Source organism: Lysinibacillus sp. TE18511 (assembly GCF_054062295.1).
The window spans coordinates 37,598-57,263 of sequence record NZ_JBSSFD010000004.1 but is presented as its reverse complement, the minus strand read 5'-3'; the positions used below and the strand labels follow the sequence as shown (position 1 = coordinate 57,263).

Genomic DNA, 19,666 nt, shown 5'->3' with positions numbered 1-19,666 from the left:
TGTGAATGCAATATTACAAAAACTAAAGATTTGACAACTCTCTTAATCGTTTTATATTTTGTTGGTAAAACTCCGGTGAACTCCATTCTTTAAAGATTTCAGGGATTTCAATATTCTCATTTGGGTTGCTCTTTTCTGCAATGGAAGTTAATTTAGAAATGTAATTGAGTATTTTTGAGATATCTTCTTTTGTACCCGTTGGACCGTGTCCTGGTACCGCCACATCAATTTCTAGTCTTTCAACCTTTTTTAAAATTTTGCTCCATTTCACAGGGTCAGACTCTTCAAAAAACGTTGGGTGACAATTCACAAATAATAAGTCACCCATAAATATTACTTTCTCATCAGGAATATAAAGCATAGCATCACAAAATGAATGACCACCTCCTAATGTGAAAAGCTTTGCACAGCGTTTCGTTCCTTGTAAGGTTATTTCATTGGTAAATGTTTGGTTCGGTAATACTAATTCCAAAGTGGGTAAAGAATCTTTTAACTCACTCAGTGAATTTATTTGATATTGTATTTTGATATCGTTGGTTTGATTTAGCTGGTCTTTTAAGGATTGAATATAGTTTTTTAAGCCTTGGATATCATTTTTCTGTTTACTGAATCTAGAAGGATGCATGTCTCTTATTTTTGAGTGTGTAATTTGGCTTGAAATAATAACACTATCTTTAAATGTTTGGTTGCCTCGAATATGGTCGCCATGCCAATGACTGTTAACAACCCAAGTAACGGTTTGATTTGTAATTTTTTCTGCTATGAGTCTTAGGTCTTCAGATGCTTGTTGTGTGTTAAATGTATCAAAAACGATAACTTTATCACCTAGATCCACAAAACCCGCATTTGCCACAGCCCCGCTACCTTCTTTGGCTATTGCTGCAAAGATAGTTTTACTAATTTGCTCTAGCGTAAAGTGTTTACTATAAAATGCATCGTTCATTTAACTCACCTCGTATTTTTTAACTTACCTATATTTTCTATATTCGATCATGATTAAAACAATACCTTTTAGATAGTAACAAAGCTGTTCTGCATCTTAATAAAAAGATTGTATGCATATTCGTCTTGCACTTTAATGAATGGTGTTTTTATATGGTAAAATATGAGAAACAATTAAATTGAGTGTAGTCTATGCTTATTTATCAGGGGAGGGAGGAAAGCTTACTCTAGTTTTGAATCTTTAAAGCTCGCTGTCGATGGATATATTCACTACTACAACAATAAGCGTATTAAAAATAAACTCAAATGTAGTCCTGTGCAATATCGAGAAAAGATGGCTACATAGAGTGATAAAGTTAACATTTGAAAGGCAGGAGATTTAGATGGATAAGCAAAAGCAAGACATTACATTCTCGACTAAAGATGGTGTATTCAATATGAGGGTGGGCGCAATAATTCTCCGTGATGGTAACGTGCTGATGGTTAAAAATAGTCGTGACCCTTACTACTATTCTGTCGGGGGAAGAGTAAAATTACAGGAAACGATGGAAGAAGCCATCATCCGCGAATGCTTTGAAGAAACCAAAGTGCATTTTGAAGTGGATCGTTTAGTGTTTATTCATGAAAACTTTTTTCCCGTTCAAAGTGGTCCATATGGAGAAACGCAATTTCATGAAATATCATTCTTTTATTTGATGAAATCAATTGAAGTCGAAGTAAAAAGTGAAAGCTACACCAATGAAGGTATGGAAGAAAGATTAGAATGGTTACCTATTTCGAATCTTAAGGATGCCTTTCTATTCCCAGAGTTCTTTAAATCAGAACTTACTTGCTTGCCTGCAGAAATCAAACATTTCGTAACGATTCAAGAAAAAAGAACATAAAAGAACCGGAGAGAATTTCTCCTCTCCAATTAAGTCTAAAATACAACATTGCCAATGCTTTAATTTTTGGAATTCTTTTTCTCTAAGTAATCGAGAATCCCCATTGCCGAAACATTTGTATCGAATGGGATGGTTTGATAAACGAGATGACTTTCTTCAATGCCATTTTCCTGTAAGTAGTTGTGTAAAAGCTTCTTTAAGCGAGTATCTAGAAATTGTACTTGTTCTTTCAAATCACTTGAGACAGTTAGTGCCTTTTCCCCTTCTGCTAGAAAGAACGGTGTCCAGTAACGCACTTGTCTATAAGCTTCAGCTGGATTTTTATACGCTCCGTAATGACCGAAATACAATTCTGTAGCATGGAGCTTCTCATAAAGCTGAATAGATTGTTCCATTGTATCTGGGTCGTACTGATTTGGTGAAGCGGAAGGAATGATTAAATCAATGGCCTCTCCATCCATCTCTGGGTAACGTACACCTGTTGTATCCCCAACAAACAAACCATTCGTCGCAGAATAAAGCATGGAAACATGATGCTTTGCATGTCCTTCTGTATGATAAAACGTTAGCTGATGTTGACCTAACGACAGTACTTCCTCATGTCCAATTTCTATAATACGCTCTGCATCGATAGGAACAATTGGATCAAATAGACGATCGAATTCGTCAGTATAAACACTTTTTGCACTTGCGATTAGACGACTAGGATCAACCATATGAGAGACACCTCGTGGATGTACAACGAATGAAGCATTTGGACAACTTTGTAAAAATAATCCCGCACCTCCAGCATGGTCTAAATGGATATGCGTAACAATTACATATTGAATATCCTCTAGAGAAATATGTAATTCCTCTAAACCCTCTATTATATAGGGTATAGACGGACTAGCAGAGGTCTCGATTAATGCAATTTTTTCATCGATTAGCAAATAGGAGCTTGTACGTTGTTCCCGATTTAAATCATGTGTATCAATACAATAAAAGTTTGGTGCAAGTTGTTGGACTCTCCCCATTTAAATAAACCCCTTTCGAATGTGTGTGAAATATTCTCTAATGTGCAATTTTTATCTTAAAAATTAGTTGTTATCTTTTATAATAATAGAAATACAATCTGAGTGTCTATTCATTTTTTCAGGGAGATATTAATGGAAAGAGAAGGCTCATCATCATAAGGTGTGGTTGATTTCCGTTCCGACTGGGCGCTTTCCTGGGGGCGTCCGATGAGCCGCTTCGCTTACGCTCCAGGGTCTCGGGCCAACACGATGTTGGTCACGAAGGCGTTATCACAGGACGTGATGCTCTTAGCCTTCGTTCCCCTATCACTGATCCCCGAGGAGTCGCCCAGCCTCCACTCCAATCAACTCATATACATGGCATATGTTTTATTAAATGTCATCCACAACTTTTAGTGATGAGTCCATGAAAAGTCAATCTTGTTAAAAAGAATACAAACAAAGATAGAAAGCTGAATAACATGACTGAGCAAAATGTAACTTCCACAGACCTTAGACTAAAGTCTTTTCAGAGGAGGGTTTTTAATTGCAGCCAATACAGATAGGTGAACTACCAGATGAAATAGGAGAATATCTAAAAAACATTAACTCTATTAAGTTTCCAAGACAAGGATACACCTCGGATGTTGGGATTATTCACAATCATCAAGGCTCTTATGTTCTCAAAAGAACAAAAGGTGAATGGTTTTGTTCTTTGTTAAAAAGAGAGGTTTCAGTACTAAACTGCTTGGCCAAGGAAACAAAACTACTTATTCCGAAAGTAAAGCTATTTGTTGAACAAAAGCAAAATAGTCAATGTTGGGCACTATTTGAGTTCTTACAGGGTGATACGATCCGACTTGCTTTAAAAGATGAGAAAAATAAGGAAACAAGACAAGAAATAATATTTAACTTTGGCAAACTTTTAGCTGATATTCATTCAACGCCTTGCCCAGAGGAACTAATACCCAATAAAAACTGGCTTGAGCAAATGATAAGTCAAGCACACAATAATCTTATGAATAATGAAGTAGATGGAACGAAGGAGTTATTGGAAAAGGTTATAAAGCATAGACCAGATCATTATAAGCAGACGTTCATTCACGGAGATTATACAATTGATAACGTATTAGTTTCCAACGGGAAAATCACAGGTGTGATTGATTGGGGGAGTGGGGCATATGGAGATCCAAGATATGATGTCTCACTAGCAATTCGACCGAAACCAAATGTCTTTGAAAACGAAATCGAAAAACAAATCTTTTTTGAAGGGTATGGTGAAAATATGATTGATGACAAAATATATGATTATTTTGTTAATGGATTATATGAGTTCTTTTAACGCTAAATTTTGGAGGTTGTTTGTTTAATTATGGATATATCTATAGCTGGATTTTTTTTATTTTTAATTTTTTTAACTAATGGTGTGTTTTTATATTTCTATAAATTGAAAAATATATCATTGATACGTATTGGATTATTCGGTGCATTTTTGATACCAGTTGTTCTCCTATCTTTGGTTAAATTAATCTCAAGTATTTTTAGTATTGGTGACGATTTTACTTATATTAGTATGTTTTTCATTATTATATTTTTTTTCAATAGTTTGATTTATGTATTAGTTGGAATTTTTTCTGTTTTAATAGGCTTTTTAAAGGTTCAGACTAAAGATTGATGTAAATGGAAAGTGTTTTTAATATATTTATTTCATGAAGAAAGATGAAATGGGAGAATATAAAAATGATTAAAGGTTTATATGAAGCACATTTACCGGTTAGTAATCTAGAAAACTCGATTGTATTTTATAAAAAGTTAGGGTTAGAACTCGCATATGAAAAAGGAAAAGTTGCATTCTTTTGGATCGTTAAAGGTGAAAGCTGGTTAGGTTTATGGGAAAGTGATAGTGTCCAATTAAAATACCATCCATCAATCCGACATGTAGCGTTTAAAATTGATGAAGAAGATCTTGAGCGTGTAGCAGTGTGGTTAAATTCAATTGGAATTGAAATTCGAACAGAATTTGGTTTTACTTCCGAACATCAACCTCTAGTACTACCAAACAATCCCCATGCGCATGCTGCAATCTATTTCTCAGACCCAGATGGGAATTCATTAGAATTAATAACACCATTGAGATTAGATGTTGATGAAGAATTTAAAATGATGTCTCTTGGAGAGTGGAGAAAGCGTTAAAGCCATTTAACAGCATCCTGAAGTAACTGTAGGTAGCAAGTATTTAAGAGCCTTATACCAATGAACAGTAAGGCTCTTATATGTACTTGAAAGTAAGCATTGTGGTGACATCCTTGACATCTCGAAAAGGGAACAAATTATTGGTGTTAGAGAGACAAAAGAATTCAATTCATAATCTATATTCTTTTTTGATCGAACAGTTACATTTTCATTTCATTGCTGTCATTTGTATATTTAAATGTGATCGCAAAAATTATGGCTAAAACGAAAGTATAGGCTCCAAAAAATAACCAAATATTATGCCAATTTCTTACTCCGTCAACTGTGAAATAGTCAACTACTGTTCCGCTAAAGATAGCCCCCACATAGGCGCCGATTCCATTGACCATTGTGCTGAATAATCCTTGAGCGCTTGCCCGAATTCGAGGATCGGCTTCTTTTTCTACAAAAATGGCCCCCGAAATATTAAAGAAATCAAATGCACATCCGTAAACAATCATCGATAACAATAACAAGAAGAATCCTACTCCGACTGGACTTCCATATCCAAATAATACAAAGCGTAATGTCCATGCCACCATGCTGATAAGTATTACTTTCTTAATACCAAATCTACGTAAGAAAAAAGGAATGGTCAGAATAAAGAATACTTCTGAAATTTGTGACACTGATAATAAAATAGCTGGGTATTTAACAGCAAAGCTATCCTTATATTCTGGGTTCAATGCGAAGTCATGTAAAAAAGGATCACCAAATGTATTTGCAATTTGAAGTGCAACACCTAATAGCATTGAAAAAAGGAAAAACAATGCCATTTTTTTTTGTTTAAAAAGAATAAAAGCGTCAAGTCCCAAAAGGCTTACCAACGACTTATCCTTTATTGCATTGGAAGTTGGGCAATTTGGAAGAGAAAATGAGTATAGTGCAAGTAACATCGACGCTCCACTAGCTATGAAAAGCTGAATATTACTTAATTCAAGTTTAGCAAGACTGATAATCCACATTGCAAGTATAAAACCAATTGTCCCGTAGACACGAATAGGTGGGAAGTCCTTTACAATATCAAACCCTTCTTTTTCTAGGCTAACATAAGAAATTGTGTTCGATAAGGCAAGTGTTGGCATATAAACGACGGAGTTAAAGAACATTATCCAAAACATGAAAGTTGGATCTGAAATTTGAGCAGCGACAAATAAGGTAATCGCACCGAGGAAATGTAATATTCCATATAAAATATTTGCTTTTACCCAACGATCGGCAATAATGCCTATAAGACTTGGCATAAAAATGGCAGCAAGACCAATTGAACTATACACAATTCCAACTTGTGAGCCAGTAAAATTCAACGTATTGATCATATAAGAGCCGAGTGTAACAAGCCACGATCCCCAAATAAAAAACTGCAGAAAAATCATTATTTTTAGACGTAATTTTATGTTCATTTTTTCCTCCTATAGAAGGTGATGAAGTGCTTTTTTTTGCTTAAAAATGGCACTAGCGCTATCCTGCGATATTTCCTTTTATAATTTGAGCTAATACTGTTGTTTTTATGAATTTTTTCATGCATTAATCGATCATCAATAAATTCTTTGTTCTTATTTGAGGAAATACAAAGTAACTTCTTCCACGGACTCTACAACTGTGGACATACCTACAGCCTTTACTACTAATCAGATTCATACGAATTTTTCATTTTGTACTCCATTACGATGTACATGGTCTGTTGCTTGATTTTCAATAGTAGGATTCCAAAGTTTTCATTTTTCCAGGGTGAAGTATTCTTTTAGCCCAACTATGATTTTTAAGCGTGATATATATATATATATATATATATATATATATATATATATATAACAATAATAATTTATCGTTTTTCGATAAAAAAATATTGACTAAGGATTGGAGTTTGGATATTATGTTTATAGAAAGTTGAGAAAGCGGTGGGGCATTAAATAGTAAGAATTGTCAAATTGGTTGAAATTTATAATTGTGTTTTGCGCATTAGTATGATTTTTCGATTCAAAATCCAAACAGGATAAAACAAATAAGTCGTATTAGAAAATAAACTAACTTTAATGGAGGAATATATGATGAAAATAAAATATGTAATTGCATGTACACCCATTCTTTTAGGAGTAATCTGCTTTCTTGCAAAGGCAATCATTGGAGGTAATGTAGCTGCTGATGGCACTTTAGAAGAACCTTTCTTCTTGATTCCAATTGGATATTTATTAGTTTTCTTAGGGATTGTGTCATTAGGTGGAGTGGCGCTGATTTCAATGTTTAAGAAAACACAAGTTTTAAACTAATAAAATGAATTCTTCTATAGCAGGCTACCAACTATAAAATATCTTTAAATTGAAATGATCAGGATTCTCTTAATGAGATCCTGGTCTTTTTTGTGTATTCATCATTAAAATTAATAAATTTGTAAGGAATGAGTAAGAAAAAAGAGAAAATCGATTCGTACTATTAAGGTACAAAATGAAAGGAGAGCGAATCCGTGCTTAAACTAATGGTTGTAGTAATTTCCCTAGCATCCAGTTTTATGGCATTAGGATCTACAGTTGGGATTGGACTGAAGGTTACAAAATATTTAGCATTCATGAATATACTCTTGAAATTCGCATTTATCATTTTTTTAGCTGTTATGTTTTTCCATATATTATTGGATGAATACAAGCATAGTGATGGTTTACCAATACTTAACATAATGAGTGTTACTTTAATGACCGTGCAGTGAGATGACTATATGGAAGAGGAGAGACATGTTACAGCTACTAAAGCAGGGAATGAAGAAATTTTAATTTTGGTTGGTATGTAAAAGGTGCGATTATCGCAAACATCCTAATAACTGCAATAACGTGTCATGTCATTTTTTAGCACAGAGTGAGGGCGGTTTCCCATTACAATGTATCCAGATGTTTACATATTGATTGGCTCAAGCGTGAGAGCAGAGTTTATAGTATTTGCCTCTGTATTGATTGCGAAAATAGTGATTGAAGAATATAAAAATAAAACAATTTTGCTGCTGTTTTTTATCCTCTCAGTCGAAAGAAAATTATCACAAGTAAACGGATGCTAATCGTATCATTGACGTTCATTACTATGATGCTGTCTAATATCGTTGTTGCAGGTTTATTTTCTATTTTTAATATTTATTTCCCTATAGTTTCGTTTACATTAACTGTAAATCAGTTTCCCGGAGAAGTCATAAACATGGTTCCTTTTGTTATCGCCTCTACGGGAATGAGTTTAATTCCATTGTATTTTGGAATGCGTAATCACTCTGTTTCCGCCACAATTAGATCATCACTCATCGTAGTGGTAATTACTTGTGCTTATAACCCAGTCATCTTCTTGGTGACCTCCATTCATTTAAAAATCTAAGTTTAAGGAGAGATTGAGATGCAAATAGAAAGTATTTTTTTCAATCCATCATTTAGTACTCCGTTTTTTATAATTTTATCAATAGTATCTATAATGATTGGATTAAGCTTGATCATTTTTGGTCTTGTAAAGCAAAAAAATTATAAAAAGAGTACGGTAGCGACATGTTGTATTGTTTTAGGTTCTTTAATTATTATTTCACATATAATTCAAATCATTGTGAGAATGGTCTAATTTAAAAAAAGGCTGTCCTAAAAGAGGATTTTAGCCAGGGAACAGTAAATAGGGAAAGGCAGAAACGTTGATTAACAACACTCCTGCCTTTTTAATTCACACAAATTATTTTAAAAGATACTTATTGGACAATCTTAACCGTTAAGATCTGCTTTTAAAATTAAAGAATCTGTGTTAACTCTGAGTTCACTACTCTTTGGGCAGTAATGATAACACCTGAAGCTGTTAATCCGTAAACGCTATATAATCCGCCAGGTTGATTTGGAGCAATTTCAACTTCATATTGAGCCGCATTTCCTACGCTGGCATTTATAAAAGTAGAAGAATTAGCACCTACGTTAAAAGCAGTCGTTGATAGTAATTGTCTAGTACCGTTCAGTCTAAAAACTCTGATTAATCCGGAAAGTAAGCCTCCAGTGAGATTGAGGACTTTAATACGAACGCTAGTAGCATCAGCTGGTAGATTTCCTGTGTTTTCAATTGGACCAGTAGTTAAAGGCATTTGAAATTCACCTCCTTGCCAAATCAAAGTTTTATAATCTGCAGATTACATTTTTATAGTATTCAAACTCTATTGAATTGCTTTAGTCATATTAATCAATTTGTTATAAATTAAAGGGAAGTGTGAGTGGTTTAAAGGAAAAATAATTTAAGATAAATCTGGATTCCGTGAGAAGAAACATATACTAAGCCTAGTTTCTAATTGAAAACAACCAGAATTTTTTTACCATCAAATATACAAAAGGAATATTAACCTAGTGACATTCTGAAATCATTGATTCGTGTTTTTGGATAATATGTGTAGCGAGCGGCGCTGGTTATGTGGGTATTCAAAAGAAATCTTGCTAGGATTGAATCTCAATGACCTTCGCAGTAAAATAATTAACAAAGAACCCGTAAAATAGACGGTCCATTCAGAAACTCCAGTTAAAAACATTCACATTCAAATGTATAAAAATGTCCTTTCAGCAAAACCTTCATATTATGCACAACCAAAAATCAAATACATTAGATTAGAAATTAAGGTCATAAGAATTACTTATTGAAAAAGATAATATTAATGTAATTTACTTATGAATATTAATGCGTTATCATGGGTATTGGAGAAAAGATGCTTTAATTTATTTTAAATAGGCCTTTTCAAAAAGATATTTAGGGGGATCCGCAAATGGCACAAGGTAATTTACACAACAGCCGCGCATCATTCGAAGTTAATGGTAAAACTTATAATTATTATGACTTAGCTGCGATTGAAAAAGCTGGCGTTGCAAAAGTTTCAAACCTTCCTTACTCAATCAAAGTATTATTAGAATCTGTTTTACGTCAATATGATGCATATGTTATCAAAGAAGAGCACGTAAACGAATTAGCAAAATGGGGTAACGGTGCTGATCCAGAAGCTGAAGTACCATTCAAACCTTCTCGCGTTGTATTACAAGACTTTACTGGTGTACCAGTAGTAGTTGACCTTGCATCTCTTCGTTCAGCAATGAAAGAAATGGGCGGCGACCCAAGCAAAATCAACCCTGCTATTCCAGTTGACCTTGTAATTGACCACTCAGTACAAGTTGACAAATACGGTAATGCATCTGCATTAGCAGCAAACATGGACCTTGAATTCGAACGTAACGCTGAGCGTTATAACTTCTTAAAATGGGCTCAAACTGCTTACAATAACTTCCGTGCTGTACCACCAGCAACTGGTATCGTTCACCAAGTAAACTTAGAGTATTTAGCTCCAGTTGTACACGTAAACGAAAATACTGACGGTACATTCGAAACATTCCCAGACTCAGTAGTAGGTACTGACTCACATACAACAATGATCAACGGTATCGGCGTTCTTGGATGGGGCGTTGGTGGTATCGAAGCTGAAGCAGGTATGCTTGGTCAACCTTCATACTTCCCAATCCCAGAAGTTATCGGTGTTAAATTAGTTGGCGATCTTCCAAACGGAACTACTGCTACTGACTTAGCATTAAAAGTAACTCAAGTATTACGTCAACGTGGCGTAGTTGGTAAATTCGTTGAGTTCTTCGGACCTGGCGTAACTAAATTACCACTAGCTGACCGTGCGACAATCTCTAACATGGCTCCTGAATATGGTGCTACATGTGGTTTCTTCGCAATTGACGAAGAATCATTAAACTACATGCGTTTAACTGGTCGTGACGAAGAGCACATCGCGGTTGTAGAATCTTACTTAAAAGCTAACCACATGTTCTTCGATCCAACTTTAGAGCCAGTTTACACTGACGTATTAGAAGTAAACTTAGCTGAAATCGAACCAAACCTTTCTGGTCCAAAACGTCCACAAGACTTAATTCCACTATCTCAAATGCGTACTCGTTACAAAGAAGCAGTAGTGGCACCACAAGGTACACAAGGTTTCGGTTTAACTGATGCTGAATTCGCTAAAACATCTGTAGCTAAATTTGCTGAAGGTGATGTAGAAATCCCAACAGGTGCTGTAGCAATCGCTGCAATCACTTCTTGTACAAATACATCTAACCCATACGTTTTAATCGCTGCTGGTTTAGTTGCGAAAAAAGCTGTAGAAAAAGGTCTAACAGTGCCTAAATGGGTAAAAACTTCTTTAGCACCAGGTTCTAAAGTAGTAACTGGTTACCTTGAAGATTCAGGTTTACAAACATACCTTGACCAAATCGGTTTCAACACTGTAGGTTACGGTTGTACAACATGTATCGGTAACTCAGGTCCATTACTTCCTGAAATCGAAGAAGCTATCAAAGATAACGACTTATTCGTAACATCAGTTCTTTCTGGTAACCGTAACTTCGAAGGTCGCGTACACCCACTTGTAAAAGCTAACTACTTAGCTTCTCCACCACTTGTTGTTGCTTATGCACTTGCTGGTACTGTGGATGTTGACCTACAAAAAGATTCATTCGGTAAAGACAAAGATGGCAACGAAGTATTCTTCGCTGATATCTGGCCTACAACTGAAGAAGTTAACGCTGTATTAGGTACTGTAGTTAACCGTGAATTATTCCAAAAAGAATACGAAACTGTATTCACAGCGAACGAAAAATGGAATGCAATTGAAACATCAACTGAGTCTCTATACACATTTGATGACAAATCAACTTACATCCAAAACCCACCATTCTTCCAAGGTCTTGCGAAAGAGCCAGAAGCTATTAAAGGCTTAGACGGCTTACGCATTATGGCGAAGTTCGGTGACTCAATTACAACTGACCATATTTCTCCAGCTGGTGCAATCGGTAAAGAAACACCTGCAGGTAAATATTTAATCGAAAACGGTGTTGCAATCCGTGACTTCAACTCATACGGTTCTCGTCGTGGTAACCACGAAGTTATGATGCGTGGTACATTTGCAAACATCCGTATCCGTAACCAAGTTGCTCCTGGTACAGAGGGTGGATTCACTACTTACTGGCCAACAGGCGAAGTAGAGTACATCTATGACGCATGTATGAAATACCAAGAGCAAGGTACTGGCTTAGTAGTACTTGCTGGTAACGACTATGGTATGGGTTCTTCTCGTGACTGGGCTGCGAAAGGTACATTCCTACTTGGCGTGAAAACTGTTATCGCACAATCTTACGAGCGTATCCACCGTTCTAACTTAGTAATGATGGGTGTTCTTCCACTTCAATTTATGCCAGGTGACTCTGCTGAAACTTTAGGCTTAACTGGTAAAGAAGAAATCTCTGTTAACATTACTGACAGCGTAAAACCACGTGAAATCTTAACAGTTACTGCGAAATCTGAAGACGGTTCAGTTAAAACTTTCCAAGCTTTAGCTCGTTTCGACTCAGAAGTAGAAGTAGACTACTACCGTCACGGTGGTATCCTACAAATGGTTCTTCGCGCAAAAGCTGCTGAGTAATCATTTAAATATAAAAACCGATCTCTTAGGAGGTCGGTTTTTGTCTATACATAGAGAAAAATTCGAATTGGGAGGGCTTTGTTTTGCACAAAGATGAACTAAAAGAACGGGCTTTATCAATGGTTCCATTAACAAGTCATTATAAACTAATGATAGAAGAGTATTCTGGAGATAAAATTGTGATGTTTTCGTGGGCAAATGAACAACAAGATGAAAGTATGACTGTAGAATTAGATTGCACTGGAAACCTCATATACTTATCAATTGAAAAAAATGATTCTGGTTCTGAGGCGGATTCTTTATCTATTGATGAAAAAAGAAAAAGTGCCGAACAATTTTTACTTAGTCATTATCCATCTGCTCTGGAAGATTTAACGTTTTCAAAAGCTAAAGAACTATCTAGAGTGGATCGTTTTTATTTTGAACAAATTGTCATGGATTTACCGTTAGAACATGCTAGTTGTTATATAGATGTTAATGCATTAGGAAATATTGTTCGATTTAGATACAACGGAGTGAAAATAAGTCCTACAATCCCTTCAAGGCTAGTTTCGAAGGAAGCTTTAATGGAGCATGTACGAAAAACATTAATGCTACAACTAGTAATTACAAATCTAAGTCATGATGTTTACAATGTGAAGAAAGACGGACTTCATCTAGTTTATGAAGTAAATTCAATTTTTAAGTATCATGCAGATTCACTAGAACCATCATTAACGATTATTCATGATGAAAATGAGCCTGAAAGTTATGCTGCTCTTCCTCCTTTGCCAACTAACTTAATTGCCAAAGAATTTACGAATGAAGCAATCATTGGCATAACAGATGAACTAGAGCTGATTCGAGAAGTGGACATGGGACCAGAGATAGGGATTGTGTGGCGTAAGCGGGATTGGGAGATGAGCGATAAAGATTTATCGATAAATAGCTTTTTTAAAATGCGGGCAGAAGATACAGTAAAAGCTATGATTTCAAAGAAAACTGGTAAAATACGAAGCTTTGGTTGGATGCATGAACGTTTAGGAAATCTACAGCTTAGTCAAGAAGCATGTTATCAAATTGCAATAGACTTTTTACTGAAAATAATTTCTGATTACTATCCGTATCTTCAACGATTAATTCAAGAAGATGAGGAAGAGGATGAAAGAAAATCAAAAACATTTATATTCCATGCCCATAATCAAGGCATAGCTATTCTTGATATGGTTATCGCCGTTGTTAATCGTACAACAGGTGAGATTGATTATTATAGTGGACCAAATTTTGATATGGATGAACTTAGCCAAATTCCTACAGTTCCAGCTATTTCTATGGAAGAAGCGTATCGTCTATTTCTAGAAAATGTCGATTTTCAATTGGCTTGGGACAAAAATTACGATGATGACAAAGAGTCCTATCACCTTGTCTATCAAGCTTGCGATCGGCATACTAGATCACCTATCCGGTATATTGACGCGACTACTGGCGAAATTATTGTCAGTGTTTAACTTTTAAGGGAATTGTTTTTTGTTGGATGAGGGTAATCATTAAAATATAAAACCGATTTCCTGGGAAGTCGGTTTTTTTATCCATTCCTGTCGAAATGAAATGGTCAGTATAGAAATCAATCAAGTAGCGAATAGAACTTCTGAAATGGCGAATAGAACTATGAGTGATGGATAGAACCTCCGAAATGGTGGATAGAATCTCTGAAATCGTGGATAGAAACGCCAAAGTGACGGATAGAACCTCCAAAATCGTGGATAGAATCATCAAAGTGATGGATAGAACCGCCAGCGAAGGAAGATCCCACCAAACCGACGGAAAGAATAGTCAGAGCGACGGATAGGACCATCGAAGCGACGGAAAGAACGGCTAAACTGACGGAAAGAATCTCCAACGACGGAAAGTCCCACCGAAGTGACGGAAAGAATAGTCAGAGCGACGGATAGGACCATCGAAGCGACGGAAAGAAACGCCTAAGGGACGGAGAAGGATAGAAACACAAAATAGCGATTCTAACCATCAAAGTGACGAATAGGATCATCAAATCCATAGTTAGAACCGTAATTATTAAACAAGTTTAAATACTAAATTTGCCCTTCAAACTATAGAACTGTAAACAAATTGCGAATAACATAGAGATTATCGCAAAATAAATCAATGTTATTGTTCCCATCTGTAAGGACAGTACAATCCCACCTAAGCTTGCACCGATTGCGCTGCCTAAATAATTTACAGAACTGTTTAAAGCCACTGCAGAACTCCCGTTTTTCGGCTGATATGAGAGTAAAATATATTGTTGAGGTGCTTGGCATGCCCAGCCCATTGCTCCCCATATAAAGAACGGTAAGTATTTTAATATAGGTATGTTAATCATTAATGGTATACAAATAATGGATAATGTTAAAATAAATAAAATGATTGTAACTAAAGTTTTTAGTTTCCTGAAATAGTCGATTAAGTAACCGATCATTAAACTTCCAAACAGGCCACCGAATCCCCATGCCCAAAGATACATCGTTAAATTACTGGAGCTTGTCATTTCTTCTAATAGGGGAGAAAGATATGTGTACAACCCAAGACTTGCAACGCTGGCGAAAAATGTTATACCTACAGTTAAAGTTACTTTTTTATCTAGGAACATCTTTAATCGTTCGTTTAGTGCAGGGGGAGGTGTTGTTGGGAAATTGGGTAGAAAAATATACATAAATAAAATAGAAATTACACCGATCAATACTAATAGCCAAAGTGTTAATTTCCAATCGAATAAATTTGATATATAAATACCTAAAGGAACCCCAAGTACTGTTCCCATACTCATTCCTCCAATTGTTAACCCTAGAGCTCGCCCTCGCTTATCACTTGAAACGAACTTTGAAGAGGCCGCAACAGCTAATGGTGAAAATAAACCAGCCCCTATCCCTGCAATTGCTCTCGATAGTAGAAGAATAGAAAAGGTTGGAGCTAAAGCTGTAATGCTATTCGCTATTGTGAAGATAAACATTGACCCTATTAAGATTTTTTTTATTGGTTTACCTGCGAGTAAAGAAGAAAACAACGGCGCTGAGATAGCGTAAAATAATGTGAAAATGCTCACTGCCTGGCCGACTTGTGATATGCTTTTTTGATATGTATCGCTAATTCCTGGGAGCAGCCCTGCGATTACATAGGCATCAAAGCCCAGGGCAAACATGCCGAATGATAATAATAAAACATTTTTCATATATTGAACCTCCATAAAATATTAAAGATGTTAAGTATAGATGACCTATAACGTTATGTTATAATCGAAGCACCTTTTATATTTAATAGATTACTAAAAAACTAAGAATATGGAACAATCACTATTTTATAAGGGTATAACAAATCGTTATAAGGTGTGGAGGAATATAATGAATGTAGAATGGTTACACAGTTTTATTGCCGCAGCCAATCAGAAAAGTTTTTCTAAAGCTGCTCAAATCACGAATATTTCCCAACCTGCACTAAGTAAACATATACGAAACTTAGAGAATAATCTTGGCATCGAGCTATTTCATAGGACATCTATTGGTATCGAATTAACAGAGGCAGGCGACCGTTTTTACACTCGCATTACACCAGTTCTGACTGAATTAACAGCCATTCGTGAAGAATTACAGCAATTTAGTCAGAGCAATCCAATTGCCATCGGTGGTCTGCCTAGTTTAGCTACTTACTATTTGCCAAACAAAATGAATGAACTTAAGCAACTAGATCGACCTATAACATTAATGATTCAAAATACTTCAAATGAACTGTTGCAATCTTTACAAAAAGGTAGACTTGATGCAGTCTTTGTGGATGCAAAATATTCGGAAGAATCTTTGTGGAGTTGTGAGTTGTTTACGGATCCTTACTATGCTGTGTTTCCGTTGAATCATCGTTTTAATTCAAAAACAGCAGTGGATCTGGAAGAATTGTGTGAGGAGCCGCTTATTGTTCATCAAGCTCCTTGTGATTCAAGGAAGGACATAGTAGAACAAATACAATCACTTGGCTACACACCTACTATCATAACTGAGGTGAACTTTGGGGATTTTATCTTTGGAGCAGTAAGTTCTGGGATGGGGATCACAATAGTACCAGAATTAATGGCTAAAAATATCGGTCATCTTCAGCTTTTTGCCTTACCAATTAATAATTTTGGAAGAACAAGAACAATTTCATTGGTTACAAAAAGCAAAGAATTTGGATCGAAGTTACATCATTTATTATCAAATTAAATGAAATGAAGCTGTCTCAATTTAACGCTATGAGACAGCTTCATTTAATTATTTAAACCCCATTAAATCCTTTACCTTTTTTGTATTTTCCGCAGAGGTCAGCAATTCCAGTAAGCTGAATGCAACGTCGAATGCAGTGCCAGGATTTGAAGATGTAATAATATGTCCAGTTTGAACAATCCGTTCATTTTCGATATCTGCACCATATGATTGTAGCTGAGCTAATCGTTTACTAGTTGGGTGATTATAAGTAGTAGCTTTTCGATTATGTAGTATTCCGCTATGACCTAAAATTAGGGAAGCTACACAAATCGTGGCAATAGGTTTTTTATGTTCATCAAAATGACGAACAACTGCCTGAAATTCCTCGCTAAAGGCATCATCATAAAATCCAGCTTCCTCAAAGCCTCCAGGAATCGCTAGAGCATCAAAGTCCTCTAATGAAATTTCGTGAAACAATTTTTCAGGGGTAACGTTAAAATTCCATGTACATTGCAATTGTTGATGCAACCCTACTGTCACGACCTCTGTTGTGCCGTCGCCTTCCCACTTATTCCAGCCAAGTACATCTGTAAAAACACTCGCTTCTACAGCTTCAAATCCATTAGCTAATAGTAATAATATTTTTTTCATATTGTTTTGCCTCCTTTTGTACGTTTAATTGTAGTGAATAAAGCTTTACATTTACAGAAGCTGTATAATGTAATTTGAATGATTTGCTTTATAATAAAAGGAATTTTAATTAATCTAATTTATAAAAAAAGGTGGATACATATGGACCAAATAGATACTGAAATTTTACAGCAATTGCAGCAAAATGCAAAAATCTCAATGAAGGAATTAGCGGCGACGGTTCATTTATCGTCTCCAGCTGTAATTGAACGTGTAAGAAAACTGGAAGAGCAGGGGATTATTGAAGGTTATAGAGCAAAAGTAAATTTAAAAAAGATCAATCGTGATATTCAAGCTATTATTTTATTTAAATCAATTGATTGTAAAAGTCTTTCGAATTTTTGTAACGCACATCCCGATGTCCTTGAATGCTATCGGGTAGCGGGTGAAATTAGTTATATTGTAAAAATTGCAACTAACTCAGTGGAAACATTAGAGCAATTTATCGATGATGCGATGCCGTATGGAACGCCATCAACAAATATTGTGCTGTCTTCAACTGAAAAAGGGGTCATAACGCCTTTTTCCGATAAAAAATTAGAAGAATGAGTCCAGAAATGCTCGGGTAAGGAAGAGATCAGCAATTAATACATCCTCAGAAAACCCAAAATCAAGAATTTAATTTAAAAAAATACAAAAAAGCAAACCTCTATACTGTGAGCACCGTTTATAGGGCAGAGAGGGGGAGAGATGTTGCTTGAAATTAAAGAACTCGAAGAAATAATGCAGCAGCATACAGAAAGGCTCATCCGACTTGCCTTTTATTACGTCAAGGATTTACAAAGTGCCGAAGATATCGTGCAAGATGTATTTATTAAATTTTACGATAATCAGCAAAACTATGAAGAAAGAGGAGAATTACGGGCCTATTTATCGAGGCTCGTCATTAACAAAAGTAAAGACTATTTACGCAGTTGGACATACCGTAAAATACAAGTGCAACAGAAGATTTTTACCAAGCAGGCTGTCACGAGAAGGGACATGCTAGTGCAGCAAGACGAACAAACTTTAATCGAAAACGCCATCTTAGCACTACCATTAAAACAACGTGAGGTCCTTATCTATTTTTATTTTGAGGAAATGCATGTTATTGAAATTGCCGAGCTTTTAAGTATTCCGGAGAGTACGGTGAAAACAAGGCTACGTCGTGGACGAGAGCTATTAAAGCCAAAGCTTCAGCATATTGAATGGGAGGTCCTACTGCATGAGTAAAGTAGATGTGAGGGTATTAAAGGATTTAACCGAAAGCAAAAAACGTGTTATGACCAATGTTGTACAGCATTTAGAACAGCGTGAAATAAAAAAAAGGTCTTGGCGTTGGCAATATAGTGTAATGTCTATAATATTGACAGTTTGTATTGGAATCTTTTTATATAATCAATTCAGTGGAAGTCAGGAGCAATCAGCAAGTATACCACTTGTTTTTGATGAAAAGTTATTAAAGTTCTCTCTGGGAATAGATCTCGAGGAAAAGGATCCAATATTAACGTCTGATGAAAAGCTAGAATTTGAATCCTATTTACAGTTTGAATCTTTATATGCTTACGCACAATCAAAGGGGATAGTACCTACTCAAGAAAAAATAGATAAAGAGCTTGAAACATTGATAGAACTTAGTATAAATGAAAACAATGCGAAATTCACTGACCAATTGGAAAAGGTGAATCTTACAAAAAAAGAATATATTGAACAATATACTAAACCAATGAATTATAAATATACTACTATCAATTCACTACTAGATCAGGAAAAAAATCGATACAAAGACGTAGAAAGAATGATGCTACTTTTCCTAGTGGAAAGAGATGCTTTGAACTATTTTGAAGAACATTATAGTCAAGAAATAGCATCCCTACGTGAAAAATATGATATTCCAGTGGGCGAAAAAGGAATCCATTCAAAACGTGGGGCAGTCGTAGCAATTAAAGAACATGAATTTTTAGTCGTTTCACATGCTGATGAATCAAATATTGGGAAATTATCAATAGATGAAATCGTTGAAAAACATGGTAATGGTATGTGGTTCCCGTTAATCGATCCTCCTAAAACATTGTCACCTGGGGATTATGTAGAAGTTAAATATAACCAAGATTTAAACATAGAAGGTAAAAATATAGTAAGAATTGCGGATATAGAGAGTATGGAAATATTGGAAGAGCATCAATGAATCAATGCTAGACATTCAAAAGTTTCAAGAATGTCTAGCTTTTTTTGTTAAGCTGTTTTTACATTTGCATTATGGTACAATTATTGTAA

Annotated in this window: 21 protein-coding genes and 1 pseudogene; 14 read left to right on the top strand and 8 right to left on the bottom strand. The window is 35.4% G+C overall.

The annotated features are described in order from the left end of the window. Nucleotides 1–22: 22 nt before the first annotated feature. Nucleotides 23–943: an MBL fold metallo-hydrolase gene (locus ACVWXS_RS04080; protein ID WP_456956275.1), complete on the bottom strand. Its 921-nt coding sequence runs from the start codon at nt 941–943 to the stop codon at nt 23–25. Nucleotides 944–1,120: 177 nt separating this feature from the next. Between ACVWXS_RS04080 and ACVWXS_RS04075 the strand changes: the two genes are divergently transcribed. Then, nucleotides 1,121–1,288, top strand: coding sequence for an IS3 family transposase (locus ACVWXS_RS04075; protein WP_456956569.1), 168 nt, complete (start codon nt 1,121–1,123; stop codon nt 1,286–1,288). A 37-nt stretch (nt 1,289–1,325) separates the two neighbouring features. Further along, complete coding sequence (locus tag ACVWXS_RS04070; protein ID WP_456956273.1) at nt 1,326–1,826, top strand: NUDIX hydrolase; 501 nt, start codon at nt 1,326–1,328, stop codon at nt 1,824–1,826. 59 nt (nt 1,827–1,885) lie between these two features. Here the strand turns inward: ACVWXS_RS04070 and ACVWXS_RS04065 are convergent, their stop codons facing one another. Together ACVWXS_RS04065 and ACVWXS_RS04060 are read right to left on the bottom strand one after the other, a co-directional pair. Next, nucleotides 1,886–2,842, bottom strand: a complete 957-nt coding sequence (locus ACVWXS_RS04065; protein ID WP_456956271.1) for an MBL fold metallo-hydrolase — start codon at nt 2,840–2,842, stop codon at nt 1,886–1,888. 221 nt (nt 2,843–3,063) lie between these two features. Beyond that, the gene (locus ACVWXS_RS04060; protein ID WP_456956269.1) at nt 3,064–3,186 is read right to left on the bottom strand and encodes a hypothetical protein; all 123 of its coding nucleotides are present in this window, start codon (nt 3,184–3,186) and stop codon (nt 3,064–3,066) included. 182 nt (nt 3,187–3,368) lie between these two features. Between ACVWXS_RS04060 and ACVWXS_RS04055 the strand changes: the two genes are divergently transcribed. From ACVWXS_RS04055 to ACVWXS_RS04045, 3 genes are all read left to right on the top strand, one after another. Continuing rightward, nucleotides 3,369–4,163, top strand: a complete 795-nt coding sequence (locus tag ACVWXS_RS04055; RefSeq protein ID WP_456956267.1) for a phosphotransferase family protein — start codon at nt 3,369–3,371, stop codon at nt 4,161–4,163. Between the two features lie 30 nt (nt 4,164–4,193). Beyond that, nucleotides 4,194–4,496 (top strand): hypothetical protein, encoded by a 303-nt coding sequence (locus ACVWXS_RS04050; RefSeq protein WP_456956265.1) that lies wholly within the window; start codon nt 4,194–4,196, stop codon nt 4,494–4,496. Between the two features lie 65 nt (nt 4,497–4,561). After that, nucleotides 4,562–5,014, top strand: a complete 453-nt coding sequence (locus ACVWXS_RS04045) for a VOC family protein (protein WP_456956263.1) — start codon at nt 4,562–4,564, stop codon at nt 5,012–5,014. A gap of 200 nt (nt 5,015–5,214) precedes the next feature. On the opposite strand, the gene ACVWXS_RS04040 is transcribed toward ACVWXS_RS04045, so the two are convergent. Next, nucleotides 5,215–6,456, bottom strand: coding sequence for a nucleoside permease (locus ACVWXS_RS04040; RefSeq protein WP_456956261.1), 1,242 nt, complete (start codon nt 6,454–6,456; stop codon nt 5,215–5,217). 648 nt (nt 6,457–7,104) lie between these two features. Here ACVWXS_RS04040 and ACVWXS_RS04035 point away from each other — a divergent pair. The 3 genes and pseudogenes from ACVWXS_RS04035 to ACVWXS_RS04025 all read left to right on the top strand — a co-directional run. Then, nucleotides 7,105–7,323 carry a DUF3955 domain-containing protein gene (locus ACVWXS_RS04035; RefSeq protein ID WP_456956259.1) on the top strand — a complete coding sequence of 73 codons (219 nt, stop codon included), beginning with the start codon at nt 7,105–7,107 and terminating at the stop codon, nt 7,321–7,323. Between the two features lie 194 nt (nt 7,324–7,517). Then, complete coding sequence (locus tag ACVWXS_RS04030) at nt 7,518–7,757, top strand: hypothetical protein (RefSeq protein ID WP_456956257.1); 240 nt, start codon at nt 7,518–7,520, stop codon at nt 7,755–7,757. Nucleotides 7,758–7,949: 192 nt separating this feature from the next. Beyond that, a pseudogene (locus ACVWXS_RS04025) lies at nt 7,950–8,150 on the top strand (ABC transporter permease); the annotation flags it as partial. Between the two features lie 648 nt (nt 8,151–8,798). Here the strand turns inward: ACVWXS_RS04025 and ACVWXS_RS04020 are convergent. Then, complete coding sequence (locus ACVWXS_RS04020) at nt 8,799–9,140, bottom strand: ATPase (protein WP_456956567.1); 342 nt, start codon at nt 9,138–9,140, stop codon at nt 8,799–8,801. A 666-nt stretch (nt 9,141–9,806) separates the two neighbouring features. Between ACVWXS_RS04020 and acnA the strand changes: the two genes are divergently transcribed. Next, nucleotides 9,807–12,512 carry an aconitate hydratase AcnA gene (acnA, locus tag ACVWXS_RS04015; RefSeq protein ID WP_456956255.1) on the top strand — a complete coding sequence of 902 codons (2,706 nt, stop codon included), beginning with the start codon at nt 9,807–9,809 and terminating at the stop codon, nt 12,510–12,512. Nucleotides 12,513–12,595: 83 nt separating this feature from the next. After that, nucleotides 12,596–13,999, top strand: a complete 1,404-nt coding sequence (locus ACVWXS_RS04010) for a YcdB/YcdC domain-containing protein (protein ID WP_456956253.1) — start codon at nt 12,596–12,598, stop codon at nt 13,997–13,999. Nucleotides 14,000–14,157: 158 nt separating this feature from the next. Here the strand turns inward: ACVWXS_RS04010 and ACVWXS_RS04005 are convergent, their stop codons facing one another. Next, on the bottom strand, nt 14,158–14,391 hold the full coding sequence (locus ACVWXS_RS04005; RefSeq protein ID WP_456956251.1) for a hypothetical protein: 234 nt from the start codon (nt 14,389–14,391) through the stop codon (nt 14,158–14,160). Between the two features lie 183 nt (nt 14,392–14,574). Then, the gene (locus ACVWXS_RS04000; protein ID WP_456956249.1) at nt 14,575–15,717 is read right to left on the bottom strand and encodes an MFS transporter; all 1,143 of its coding nucleotides are present in this window, start codon (nt 15,715–15,717) and stop codon (nt 14,575–14,577) included. A 169-nt stretch (nt 15,718–15,886) separates the two neighbouring features. Here ACVWXS_RS04000 and ACVWXS_RS03995 point away from each other — a divergent pair, with 169 nt between their 5' ends. Continuing rightward, on the top strand, nt 15,887–16,738 hold the full coding sequence (locus ACVWXS_RS03995) for a LysR family transcriptional regulator (RefSeq protein ID WP_456956247.1): 852 nt from the start codon (nt 15,887–15,889) through the stop codon (nt 16,736–16,738). 48 nt (nt 16,739–16,786) lie between these two features. Here the strand turns inward: ACVWXS_RS03995 and ACVWXS_RS03990 are convergent, their stop codons facing one another. Then, entirely contained in the window at nt 16,787–17,371 is a 585-nt protein-coding gene (locus tag ACVWXS_RS03990; RefSeq protein WP_456956245.1) for a DJ-1/PfpI family protein, read from the bottom strand. A 141-nt stretch (nt 17,372–17,512) separates the two neighbouring features. Between ACVWXS_RS03990 and ACVWXS_RS03985 the strand changes: the two genes are divergently transcribed. The 3 genes from ACVWXS_RS03985 (at nt 17,513) to ACVWXS_RS03975 (ending at nt 19,577) form a co-directional block, all read left to right on the top strand. After that, nucleotides 17,513–17,959, top strand: a complete 447-nt coding sequence (locus ACVWXS_RS03985) for an Lrp/AsnC family transcriptional regulator (protein ID WP_456956243.1) — start codon at nt 17,513–17,515, stop codon at nt 17,957–17,959. A 144-nt stretch (nt 17,960–18,103) separates the two neighbouring features. After that, on the top strand, nt 18,104–18,622 hold the full coding sequence (locus tag ACVWXS_RS03980; protein WP_456956241.1) for a sigma-70 family RNA polymerase sigma factor: 519 nt from the start codon (nt 18,104–18,106) through the stop codon (nt 18,620–18,622). Next, entirely contained in the window at nt 18,615–19,577 is a 963-nt protein-coding gene (locus tag ACVWXS_RS03975) for a DUF3221 domain-containing protein (protein ID WP_456956239.1), read from the top strand. Before ACVWXS_RS03980 ends, ACVWXS_RS03975 begins: the two co-directional genes overlap by 8 nt. The last annotated feature ends 89 nt before the right edge of the window (nt 19,578–19,666 follow it).